Source organism: Pseudonocardia sp. EC080619-01, assembly GCF_001420995.1.
Taxonomy (GTDB): Bacteria; Actinomycetota; Actinomycetes; order Mycobacteriales; family Pseudonocardiaceae; genus Pseudonocardia.
The window spans coordinates 3465850-3478035 of record NZ_CP012184.1 but is presented as its reverse complement, the minus strand read 5'-3'; the positions used below and the strand labels follow the sequence as shown (position 1 = coordinate 3478035).

At 75.2% G+C, this 12186-nt stretch carries 7 protein-coding genes; 6 read left to right on the top strand and 1 reads right to left on the bottom strand.

From position 1 onward, the window contains the following. Window positions 1-28 precede the first annotated feature (28 nt). From AD017_RS16245 to sbnB, 4 genes are read left to right on the top strand one after another with little or no spacing between them, the layout of a single operon-like run. Entirely contained in the window at window positions 29-4171 is a 4143-nt protein-coding gene (locus AD017_RS16245; protein ID WP_060574746.1) for a Pls/PosA family non-ribosomal peptide synthetase, read from the top strand. A 43-nt stretch (window positions 4172-4214) separates the two neighbouring features. Beyond that, a complete protein-coding gene (locus tag AD017_RS16240) occupies window positions 4215-7499 on the top strand; it encodes an amino acid adenylation domain-containing protein (RefSeq protein WP_082398757.1) in 3285 nt (1094 codons plus the stop codon). A 23-nt stretch (window positions 7500-7522) separates the two neighbouring features. Continuing rightward, window positions 7523-8500 carry a TauD/TfdA family dioxygenase gene (locus AD017_RS16235; protein WP_010229490.1) on the top strand — a complete coding sequence of 326 codons (978 nt, stop codon included), beginning with the start codon at window positions 7523-7525 and terminating at the stop codon, window positions 8498-8500. Beyond that, window positions 8497-9564 (top strand): 2,3-diaminopropionate biosynthesis protein SbnB, encoded by a 1068-nt coding sequence (sbnB, locus tag AD017_RS16230; RefSeq protein ID WP_060574745.1) that lies wholly within the window; start codon window positions 8497-8499, stop codon window positions 9562-9564. Before AD017_RS16235 ends, sbnB begins: the two co-directional genes overlap by 4 nt. Window positions 9565-9577: 13 nt before the next feature. Here the strand turns inward: sbnB and AD017_RS35820 are convergent, their stop codons facing one another. Then, window positions 9578-10099 (bottom strand): hypothetical protein, encoded by a 522-nt coding sequence (locus tag AD017_RS35820; RefSeq protein WP_010229496.1) that lies wholly within the window; start codon window positions 10097-10099, stop codon window positions 9578-9580. Between the two features lie 104 nt (window positions 10100-10203). Here AD017_RS35820 and AD017_RS16220 point away from each other — a divergent pair, with 104 nt between their 5' ends. Both AD017_RS16220 and AD017_RS16215 read left to right on the top strand, forming a co-directional pair. After that, entirely contained in the window at window positions 10204-10893 is a 690-nt protein-coding gene (locus tag AD017_RS16220) for a response regulator transcription factor (RefSeq protein WP_010229499.1), read from the top strand. Next, the gene (locus AD017_RS16215) at window positions 10893-12170 is read left to right on the top strand and encodes a HAMP domain-containing sensor histidine kinase (RefSeq protein WP_060574744.1); all 1278 of its coding nucleotides are present in this window, start codon (window positions 10893-10895) and stop codon (window positions 12168-12170) included. Before AD017_RS16220 ends, AD017_RS16215 begins: the two co-directional genes overlap by 1 nt. Window positions 12171-12186: the final 16 nt, after the last annotated feature.

Below are 12186 nucleotides of genomic sequence, written 5' to 3'. Positions count from 1 at the left end.
TGCCCTCCCGTCGCCCGGGGGAGGCCAGGTGCCGCAGCACGCCGGATCACCGGTTCCGGGACCCGGACCGCGGATCTCCGAGCTGGTGCTGGTCGACACCGACCGGCCCCAGGGACGCCGCGTGCGCCGGGACGAGCGGCTGGACCACCTGTTCGAGCAGCGGTGCGACTGGAACCGGAGCTACGGCCGTCCGGACCGGCTCGCCGTGGACTCCCCCGAGCTGTCGCTGACCTACGACGAGCTCGACGCCCGGGCGAACCGCCTGGCCCGCTACCTGCGAATGCGGGGCGTGCGCTGCGGGGACAGGGTCGCGCTCCTCATCGACGTGCCGGTGCACGCGCACGTCGCGATGCTCGCCGTCCTCAAGATCGGCGCCACCTACGTCGCCCTGGACGTCACCGCGTCGACGGGGCGGTTGGTCTACATCGTCGAGGACGCACGGGCCTCCGTCGTGCTGTCGCTGTCGCACCTTGCGCAGCGGGTGGACCGGATCGAGCTGCTGACCGCGAGCGGTGCGGAGCTCGTGCACCTCGACGCGGTCGCACCGCTGGTCGACGAGCTCGACGGTCGCCGCCTGATCGACGCCGAACGCGGCGTCCTCGACAACCCGCTCGCCTACATCAGCTACGCGTCGGTGTCGGGCAGGCCCGAGGGCGTGGCGATCGACCACGCGAGCATCGGCAACTTCGTGAAGGTCGCCGCGGAGACCTACGGCATCCGCACCGAGGACCGCGTCTACCAGGGGATGCCCCTCGCGTTCGACTTCGCCGTCGAGGAGATCTGGGTCCCGTGGACGTGCGGGGCGACGCTGGTGCCGCGCCCGCCCGGTCCCCCGCTGCTCGGCCCCGCGCTCACCGCATTCCTCACCGAGCACCGGGTCAGCGCGCTGTGCACCGTCCCGGAGGTCCTCGCCACCCTCGACGCGGACCTGCCGGGCCTGCGCTTCCTGCTCGTCTGCGGCAAGGACGCCGGCCCCGACCAGCTGCGCCGCTGGTGCCGGCCGGGCCGCCGGCTGCTGAACGTCTACGGCCCGACCGAGGCGACCGTGACGGCGACCTGGGCCGAGGTGCGTCCGGTCGGCCCGGTGACGATCGGGCTCCCGCTGCCGACCTACAGCACCGTCGTCCTCGACGTCGCGGACCCGCACCGGGCGCTGCCGCACGGGCAGGCGGGCGAGATCGGGATCGCCGGGATCGGGCTGGCCTGCGGCTACCTCAACCACGACGACCTGACCGAGCAGGTCTTCGTCCGGGACTTCCTGGAGATCCCCGGCAACCCGTCGGGGCGCATCTACCGGACCGGGGACCTGGGCCGGGTCAACGCCGCCGGTGAGCTGGAGTACCTCGGCCGGGTCGGCGGGCGGGACCGGGACCGGGACCGCTACGGGCCGCGGACCGCGCTCGACCCGGCTCCGGCCACCGTGGCCGCCGCCGCACCCGCCCCGGTCCCGGAGAGCGCGCCGGCCGCCGGTCCGACGACGACGCTGGCCGAGGTGCTGTCCGGTGTCCTGGGCGCCCCGGTGGGTCCCGACCAGCACTTCTTCGACGACCTCGGCGCCGACTCCATGACGATGGCCCGGTTCTGCGCGACGCTGCGCGGCCGCGACGACCTGCCGCCGGTCTCGATGAAGGACGTCTACCGGTACCCGACGGCCCGGGCGCTGGCCGCGGCCGTCGCCGACGACGGGTCCAGCCCGGCCCAGCGGAGCCTGCTGGAGGCGCTGGCCGGGGTGCTGGGCGCCCCGGTGGGGCCCGACCAGCACTTCTTCGACGACCTCGGCGCCGACTCCATGACGATGGCCCGGTTCTGCGCGGTCCTGCGCAAGCGGGTGGACCTGCCCCCGGTCTCGATCAAGGACGTGTACCGGTACGGCACCGTGCGCGAGCTCGCGGCCGGGCTGGGCCTGGCCGGTCCCGGGTCCGGCGGCGGTGAGCCGGCGCAGCAGGCCCCGGACGGCGAGATCGCGCTGCCCGACCCGGTCGGCACCCCGCGGCACGCGCTCTGCGGCACCCTGCAGGCGCTGGTGTTCCTGCTCTACCCGGCGCTGCCGATGCTGATGACCTACCGGGGCCTCGAGTGGGCGCTGGCGGGCACCGGGCCGGTCGAGATCTACCTGCGGGTGGTGGCCTTCGCCGGAGCGACGTTCGTGCTGCTGTGCGCCGTGCCGATCGCGGCCAAGTGGCTGCTGGTCGGCCGGTGGCGGCCCCAGCAGATCCGCGTCTGGAGCATGGCCTACCTGCGGTTCTGGTTCGTCCGGTCGCTGATCCGGTCCAGCCCGCTCGCGCTCTTCGTGGGCTCGCCGGTCTACGTGTTCCACCTCCGCGCGCTGGGGGCGCGGATCGGCGGCGGCGTCACGGTGCTGACCCGGCAGGTGCCGGTGTGCACCGACCTCCTCTCGATCGGGCGGGACACCGTCGTCCGCAAGGACTCGTTCCTGTCCGGCTACCGGGCGCGCGACGGGGTCGTCCAGATCGGGCCCGTCACGCTCGGCCGGGACGTGGTCGTCGGGGAGAAGACGGTGCTCGACATCGGCACGGCGATCGGCGACGGCGGCCAGCTCGGGCACACCTCGTCGCTGCACACCGGGCAGGTGGTCCCGGCCGGGGAACGCTGGCACGGGTCGCCGGCCCGCCGGACGGACACCGACTACCGCGTCGTCCCGGCGCTGCCCTGCTCCGCGCTGCGCCGGGCGCTGTTCGCCGGGATGCAGCTGCTGGTCCCGCTCCTCGTGGGCATGCCGCTGGTCCTCGGCGGGGCGGCCCTGCTGCTCACCCTCACCCCGGTCGGCGCGCTCGCCGACACCGGCACCCCGGCGTTCACCGCACCCGGGTGGTACGCCGAGGTGCTGCTGGCCTCGACGCTGATGTTCGCCGGGGGCACCCTCCTCGCGCTGCTGGCGGTGGGCACCGTCCCGCGGCTGCCGGCGCTCCTGGTGCGCCCGGACCGGGTGTACCGGCTGCACGGCGTCCACCACTGGCTGCACGGGCTGGTGTCCGGGAGCACCAACCGGAAGTTCTTCACCGAGCTGTTCGGCGACTCGTCGTTCGTCGTGGGCTACCTGCGCTGGCTGGGGTACCGGCTCACCCCGGTCGTCCAGACCGGCTCGAACTTCGGGATGGCGGTCCGGCACGGGTCCCCGTACCACTGCTCGGTCGGGCGGGGCACGGTCGTCGCGGACGGGCTGTCGATGATCACCACCGACTACTCGGCGTCGTCGTTCCGGGTGTCGCGGGTGTCGATCGGCGCCGACAACTTCCTCGGCAACAACATCGCCTACCCGCCGCAGGGCCGCACCGGCGACAACTGCCTGCTCGCGACGAAGGTGATGGTCCCGATCGACGGGCCGGTCCGGGAGGGTGTCGGCCTGCTCGGCTCGCCGTGCTTCGAGATCCCCCGCTCGGTGGAGCGGGACACCGGCCTGGAGCTGCCGCCCGACGAGCTGCACCGGCAGCTGGCCGAGAAGGACGCGCACAACGAGGTGAGCATCCTGTTGCGCCTGCTGACCCGCTGGCTGCACCTGACCGGTGTGCTCCTGCTGGCCACCGCGGCGTGGGAGCTGTCCCGCACGGCCGGGGTGTGGGCGTTCCTGCCGCTGCCGGCGGCGACGCTGCTGTTCACCGTCGCGTTCTTCGTCCTGGTCGAGCGGGCGACCGAGCACATGCAGACCCTCGCCCCGGACGGCTGCTCGATCTACGACCTCACGTTCTGGCGGCACGAGCGCGCCTGGAAGATCCCGTCCGAGTCGTACTTCCCGACCTTCGACGGCACCCCGTTCAAGGCCGTGCTCTGGCGGCTCCTGGGCGTCCGGATCGGCCGTCGCGTGTTCGACGACGGCTGCTTCCTCACCGAGCGCTCCTTCACCGCGATCGGCGACGGCTGCACGCTGAACGCCGGGAGCATCGTCCAGTGCCACTCGCAGGAGGACGGCGCGTTCAAGTCCGACCGGACCGTCCTCGACTCCGGTGTGACCCTCGGGGTCGCGGCGTTCGTCCACTACGGCGTGCGGATCGGCGCGGACGCGGAGATCGCCGCCGACTCCTTCCTGATGAAGGGCGAGGAGGTGCCCGCCAGGGCGTACTGGGGCGGCAACCCGGCGGGCGAGATCCGTTCCGGGCGCCCCGCCCCCGCCGGTGCGGTACCGCCCGCGCCACCGGTCCGGCAGGCCGCCTGATGCGCCGGCCCCACCCGATCCCACCTCCCGAGAGGACGATCCGATGACCACCCGGCCCGCTCTGCCGACCCCGCCGGGCCGGCCCGCGCCTCCCGTCACACCGGGCACCGCACCGCCGGCGTCCGCGCTCCCGGTCCCGCCGGCCGCCACGCCGGACGGGCCCGGCCCGGCCGCGCCCCCGTCACCTCCGTCCGGGACGCGGGCACCCGCCACCCGGATCCCCCGCTGGACGACCGATCCGGTCCCCGGCACGGGCGTCGCCGACGTCGCGCTGCCCACCGACGGGCCGGTCGGGCCGGCCGCCCTGCTCGCCGCGCACGCCCGGGTCCTCGCGGCGCTGTCCGGCGAGACGGGGATCGTGACCGGTGTCCGCGGCGCGGCGGGCGCGGCCCCCGTGGCCCGGCGGCTCGACACCACCGCAGGGTCCTGGCGGGACCTGGTGGAGGCGGCCGGGGAGAACCCCGCGGTCCCGGAGGACGCCGGGTTCGAGACCGTCCTCGACCCGTACGGCGACCCGGGCGACCCCACCGGCGACGTCGTGCTGACCGTCGGCGTGGTGACCGGCTCCGACGGGCCGCTGCTGCGGCTGCGCTTCCGCACCGACGTCGCCGACGCCGGGTTCGCCGCGCGGATCGCCGGCTACCACCTCACGGCGCTGGCCGCGCTCACCGCGGAGCCGGACGCCGCCCCCGCCCGGCGCTCCCTGCTCGCCGACGACGAGCTGCACCACCAGCTCACCGAGCGGGACGGTCCCGACCGCGAGCTGCCGGACGCCCGGTTCCACGAGCTCGTCGAGCGGCGGGTCGCGGCCCACCCGGACGCCGTCGCCGCGGAGCTCGGAGACGTGCGGTGGACCTACCGCGAACTCAACACCCGGGCGAACCGGCTGGCCAGGGCCCTGCTGGACCGCGGGCTCGCGCCGGAGGACCCGGTCGCGGTGGTGACCGAACGGAACCTCGGCTGGATGGCGTCGGTCCTCGCGGTGTTCAAGGCCGGTGGCGCCTACCTCCCGATCGAGCCGCACTTCCCGTCCGAGCGGATCGCGACGACGCTGTCCCGCGCCGGCTGCCGGCTGGTGCTCACCGAGCGGGGGAGCACGACGAACCTCGACGGGGCGCTGGCGACACTGCCCGGCAGCGGCACCGTCGGCACCGTCGACATCGACGACCCCGCCCTCGACGCGCTCCCCGGCACCGACCCCGGCCTGGAGATCGGTCCGGACCGGCTCGCGTACCTGTACTTCACCTCCGGCTCGACCGGCGTCCCGAAGGGCGCCATGTGCGAGCACGCCGGGATGCTCAACCACCTGTTCGCGAAGATCGAGGACCTCGGTGTCGGGGAGGGGCAGGCGGTCGCCCAGACCGCGCCGCAGTGCTTCGACATCTCGCTGTGGCAGCTGATGGCGGCGCTGCTCGTCGGCGGGCGGACCGTGATCGTCGAGCAGGAGCTGATCCTCGACGTCGCCCGGTACACCGACCGGCTCGCGGACGCCCGGGTCGACGTCGTGCAGGTCGTGCCCTCCTACCTGGAGGTCGTGCTGTCCTACCTGGACGCGAACCCGCGCGACCTGCCGGACCTGCACACCGTGTCGACGACCGGGGAGGCCCTGAAGCCCGAGCTCGCGGCGCGCTGGTTCGCGGCCCGGCCGGGCGTGCGGATCGCCAACGCCTACGGCCTGACCGAGACCTCGGACGACATCACCCACGCCGTCCTCGACCGGCTGCCGGCGCACGGCCGCGTCCCGCTGGGCCTGCCGGTGCGCAACACCGCCGTCCGGGTCGTCGACGACGACCTGGTGCCGGTCCCGCTCGGCGCGCCCGGTGAGATCGTCTGCTCCGGCGTCTGCGTCGGCCGGGGCTACGTCGGCGACCCGGAACGGACCCGGCAGGTCTTCACCACCGACCCGTACCGGCCCGGGCAGCGGCTCTACCGCAGCGGCGACCACGGCCGGTGGCTCCCGGACGGCACCCTGGAGTTCCTCGGCCGCCGCGACACCCAGGTGAAGATCCGCGGGTTCCGCATCGAGATCGGCGAGATCGAGAACACCCTCGCCCGCGTCCCCGGCGTGCGGGACGCGGCAGTCGTCGTCGCCGAGCGGGCCGGCGGGAACAAGCACCTGGTGGCGTTCTACGCGTCCGGCGCCCCGATCGAGGACGTCCTGCTCCGCGAACGGCTGGCGGCGTCGCTGCCCGGCTACATGGTCCCGTCGGCGTTCCACCACCGCGACGCGCTGCCGCTGACCGCCAACAGCAAGGTCGACACGAAGGCGCTCGCCGCGATCGCCGCGGAGACGGACGCCGGGGACACCGCGGGGCCCGGCGACGGCCACGAGCCCCCGCAGGGCCCCACCGAGCAGCGGATCGCCGGCGTCGTCGCCCGGGTGCTGGACCTGCCGCCCGACGGGATCGACCGCCGGGACCACTTCTTCGACCTCGGCGGGACGTCGCTGTCCGCGGTGAAGGTCGTGATCGGACTGGACCGCGTGGTGTCGCTGGCCGACATCACCCGCCACCCCGTGCTCGCCGACCTGGCCGCGGTCGTCGACGGCCGGGTGGAGGCACCCACCGGGCTGCTGCTCCCGCTGCTGGACGACCCGTCCGCGACCGGGCTGCTGGTGTGCTTCCCCTACGCCGGTGGCAACGCGGTGAGCTACCGGCCGATGGCGGCGGAGCTGCGCGGCAGCGGTCTCGCGGTGCACGCCGTGGAGCTGCCCGGGCACGACCTCGACGCGGCCGAGCCCCGGCCGTTCGCCGAGCTCGGCGACGTCGCGGCCCGGGTCGCCGACGAGATCGTCGCGCTCGCGCCGGGCCGGGTCCTGCTCTGGGGGCACTCGGCGGGTGCCGCGTTCGCACTGGAGACCGCCCGGGCCCTGGAGACGCGCGGGACGGCCGTCGACCGGGTGTTCGCCGGCGCGCAGCTGCCCGGGTCCCCCGCGGCCCGGCGGGCCGCGGTCGCGGCGCTGACCTCGCTGGACGACGCCGAGGTCGCCGCGGGCCCGGTCGCCGAGGGCGGGCACCCCGGCCTCGGCGGGCTGGACGCGCCGCGGGCGGCCCGGGTCGGCGCCGCCTACCGGCACGACCACCGCTCGGCCAACCTGCTGCTCGCCGAGCTGCTGGAGGACCCGCCCGCCGGGCCGGTGGCCGCGCCGGTGACGGTCGTCGTCGCCGCGGACGACCCGAGCACGACCGGCTACCCGGACCTCTACGACGGCTGGGCGGCGCTCGCCGGCCCGGTCGAGCTGGTCGAGCTCCCCGGCGGGGGCCACCACTTCCTGCGCACCCGTCCGGCCGACGCGGCCCGGGCCGTCACCGCCCACCCGGCGTCCTGACCCACCGACCGAAGGGAGAACCGATGTCCACCTCCTCCGTCCCCTCAGCCCGGCTCGAGGTCGAACTGCGCCCGGGCCGGCCACCGCTGTTGCCCGCCGACGCCGTCCGTGGCATGGCCTGGGAGGACTTCCGGGCCGCCCTGCGCGGGCTGGTGACCGAGCACGGCGCGGTGCTGGTCCGCGGCTTCGGGCTGGCCGGCACCGCCGACGTCGAGGGCGTCTTCCGCGGGCTGTCCGACGCCCTCATGCCCGAGCGGGAGGCTTTCGCCGCCCGCACCGTGTACGCCGATGGCGTCTACTCGGCCACGCCGTGGCCCGCCGGCCAGCAGATGTGCATGCACCACGAGCTGAGCTACGCCGCCGAGTTCCCCTCCATGATGCTGTTCGCCTGCCTGGTCGCCCCGGCCTCCGGCGGCACGACCGGGGTCGCGGACTCGTCGGCGGTGCTGGAGGCGCTGCCACCGGACCTCGTCGGCCGCTTCGAGCGGGAGGGCTGGCAGCTGGTCCGCACCTACAACGACGAGATCGGGGCCTCGGTGGCCGACTCGTTCGGCACCGGCGACCCGGCCGCCGTCGAGGCGTACTGCCGGGCCGCCGGGATCGAGTTCGCCTGGCAGCCCGGCGGTGGCCTGCGCACCCGGCAGCACCGCCGCGCCGTACTGACGCACCCCGTCACCGGGCGGCGGTGCTGGTTCAACCAGATCGCCTTCCTCAACGAGTGGACGATGGAGCCCGAGGTGCGCGACTACCTGGTCGACGTCTACGGGCCGGACGGGCTGCCGTTCACCACCCGGTTCGGCAACGGCGATCCGATCGACCGGGACGTCGTCGAGCTGCTCACCGGCACCTACGAGCAGCACACCCTGCGCGAACCCTGGCAGGCGGGCGACATGCTGCTCGTCGACAACATCCGGACCGCGCACGGCCGCGACCCGTTCGACGGCCCCCGCGAGATCCTCGTCGGCCTCGGCGACCCGGTGCGGGCGGGTGACCTGCGATGACCGACGTGCAGGAGAACGCCGCCGCCGGGGCCGGGGAGACGCTCGACCCGCCGCCGTTCTCGGTGATCTCCGGCGGCCAGGTCCGCCGGGTACTGCAGGGCCGCGAGCGCGAGATCGTCGACCTCGTGGCGGACACCTACCGGCTGCACGGGGCCGGGGACTCGGTCAACCCGCCGTCGTACTTCCTGCGGTTCCCGGACCGGCCGGCCTCGCGGATCATCGCGCTGCCCGCGTCGATCGGGGGCCCGTCCCGGGTGGACGGCCTGAAGTGGATCTCCAGCTTCCCGGGCAACGTCGCGTCCGGACTCCCGCGGGCCTCCGCCGTGCTGATCCTCAACGACCCGGCGACCGGCTACCCGTTCGCGGTGCTGGAGAGCTCGATCATCAGCGCCACCCGCACCGCGGCGTCCGCGGCGCTGGCCGCCGACCGGCTGTCCCGTGACCGGGACCGGCCGCTGAGGGTCGGGTTCGTCGGGACCGGGCTGATCGCCCGCTACATCCACACCTTCCTGGCCGGGACCGGCTGGGAGTTCGACGAGATCGGCGTGCACGACCTGTCCGCCGACAGCGCGGCCGGGTTCCGCGGCTACCTGGAGCGGTCCGGGGCGGGCGGCCGGATCACGGTGCACGACGACGCCGGATCGCTCGTCCGCGGCAGCGACCTGGTCGTGTTCGCCACCGTCGCGGCCCGCCCGTACGTCGACGATCCAGGCTGGTTCTCGCACGCCCCGCTGGTGCTCAACGTGTCGCTGCGCGATCTCGCGCCGGAGGTCCTGCTCGCGTCCGCGAACATCGTCGACGACGTCGAGCACTGCCTGAAGGCGGACACCTCACCGCACCTGGTGGAGCAGGCGACCGGGAACCGGGACTTCCTGGACGGGACGCTCGACGACGTCATGTCCGGCCGGGTCCGGGTGCCCGCCGACCGGACGGTGGTGTTCTCCCCGTTCGGGCTGGGCGTGCTCGACCTCGCGGTCGGCCGGTTCGTGCACGACGAGATCGCCCGGACCGGCGAGCTCGCCGTGGTCGAGGACTTCTTCCACGAGCGGAGCAGGCACGGGTGACGCCGCGGCGGGATCAGTCCTCGGCGAGGACCGTCACCTGACCGGAGGGGACACCGTCCGCGCAGCTCAGGGCCACGACGACGTCGACGTCGTCGCCGTCGAGGCCCACCCGGCCCGGGCCGGCGTCATCGTCGTCGTCGCGCTCGAAGCCCTGGGCCGGGTTCACCGACACCACCTCCGGGGTGGTGCCGGCACAGCGGGCGAGGATCGTCCCGCCCGGTCCGGCGGGCACGACGGCGGGCGGGGGCTTCCCCGCGGGCTGCTGCGCCGCGGGCTGTGGCGCCGCGGGCTGCTGGGCGGCGGGCTGCTGCGGTGCGGGCGGTGCCGCCCCCGCCCCGGGCTCCGCGGCCACCTGCCGCGCGAGCCGTGCCTCGATCTCCTCGGCCGCGAGCGGCTGCGTCCCGCTGTCGCCACCGAGGCCGGAACCGATCGTCCCGACCGCCGTCATCCCGAGCACCAGCGCGCCGACGGCCGCCGCGATCCAGAGCCCGACCTGGAGCCCGGGCCGCGCGGTGCGCTTCGTCGATCGGTCCATGCCGACAGCATGCCCCGGCCCCGGGTTAACGCATCCCTAATAGGGACACAAACGACACCCAGGACGTCCCGTCCCGCCCGTCGCGGCGGATAGGTTCGGTCCCCGTGGCCCAGATCCTGATCGTCGAGGACGACCCCGGCATCCGCGGAGCCCTGATCCGGGGGCTCTCCGAGCGCGGGCACGCCGTCGACTCCGCCCCCACCGCCATGGCCGGCCTCGAGTCCGCCGTCGGCACCCGGCCCGACCTGGTGGTGCTCGACCTCGGGCTGCCCGACATGGACGGCACCACGATGCTGCGGATGCTGCGCGGCGCCAGCTCCGTCCCGGTGATCGTCGCGACCGCCAGGGACGACGAGTCCGAGATCGTCGCCGTCCTCGACGCCGGCGCGGACGACTACCTGGTCAAGCCGTTCGCCGCCGCGCAGCTCGACGCCCGCATCCGGGCCGTCCTGCGGCGGCTCGGCGACGGGACGCCGGACCCGACGGTCGTCGTCGGGGGGTTGTCGGTGGACCCGCGGTCGCGCCGCGCGCACCTCGACGGCGGCGAGCTGGAGCTCACCCCGCGCGAGTTCGACCTGCTGCACTACCTCGCCGCCCGGGCGGACCAGGTCGTCAGCAAGCGGGAGCTGGTCACCGAGGTGTGGCAGCAGCCCTACGGCGGCGCGGACAAGACCGTCGACGTCCACCTGTCGTGGTTGCGGCGCAAGCTCGGGGAGACCGCGCAGGCCGCGCGCTACCTCCACTCGGTGCGCGGGGTCGGGGTCCGGCTCTCCGCACCCACCGGTGACGCCTGATGCGCCGCCGGATCCTCGTCCTGGTCGGTGCGACGGTGCTGCTGGTGCTGGTCGCGTTCGCGATCCCGCTGGCCACGCTCATCCGTTCCGTCGCGGAGGACTCCGCACTGTCGGGGGCCACCTCGCAGGCCCGGTCGCTGACCCCGACCGTCGCGACCGGGGACCGCGCCGCGATGCAGCCCGTCGTGCAGGGCGCCGACGCCGCGGACGTCACCGACGTCTCGGTGTTCCTGCCCGGCGGCGACATCGTCGGCGCGCCCGCACCGCGCAGCCGGCTGGTGGAGCTCGGCCTGCTCGGGCAGAGCGCGTCGACCGACGCGCCCGGCGGCCGGGAGATGGTCTTCGCCGTGCAGGGCACGCCCGCCGGGAACGCCGCGATCCGGGTCTTCGTGCCCGACGACGAGCTGTACCGCGGCGTCGTCCGGTCCTGGCTGCTGCTCGCCGGGCTGTCGGTCGTCCTCCTCGCCGGTGGCCTGCTCGTCGCCGACCGGCTGGCCCGCACCCTCGTCGACGCGACCACCGACCTGTCCGAGGTCTCGGAGCGGCTCGCCCGCGGCGACCTGTCGGCCCGCGCCGATCCGGAGGCCCCCGCCGAGCTGGGCGTCGTCGCCGGGGCGCTGAACGGGCTGGCGGGCCGGATCTCGGAGCTGCTCAAGGAGGAGCGGGAGAACGTCGCCGACCTGGCCCACCGGGTCCGGACCCCGCTCACCGCGCTGCGGCTCGACGCCGAGGCGCTGCGGGACCCCGACGAGTCGGCCCGCATCTCGTCCGGTGTGGACGGTGTACAGCGGGCGGTCACCGGAGCGATCGAGCAGGCCCGGCGCCGGGGCGGGGAGAGCCGGTCCGCCGACGCCGCCGCCGTCGTCCGGGAACGGGTGGAGTTCTGGCAGGTGCTCGCCGAGGACACCGACCGCGCCGTCACCCTGGACCTCGCCGACGGCCCGCTGCCGGTCGGCTGCGCCCGCGGCGACCTCGAGGCCTGCGTGGACGCGCTGCTGGGCAACGTGTTCGCCCACACCCCGGACGGGACGGCGTTCGGGATCGAGCTCACCGGCCGGTCCCGCGGCGGGGCCCGGCTCGTCGTCACCGACCACGGGCCCGGGCTGCCCCCGGGCTCCGACCCGACGTCGCGCGGGGTCAGCGGCGGGGGCTCGACCGGGCTCGGCCTCGACATCGCCCGCCGCACGGCCGACTCCGGGGGCGGCCGGCTCGCCCTGCACTCCCCGCCCGGCGGGGGCCTGCAGGTCGAGCTGGAGCTCGCCGCACCGGCGGAGTGACGCCGACCCGACGGTC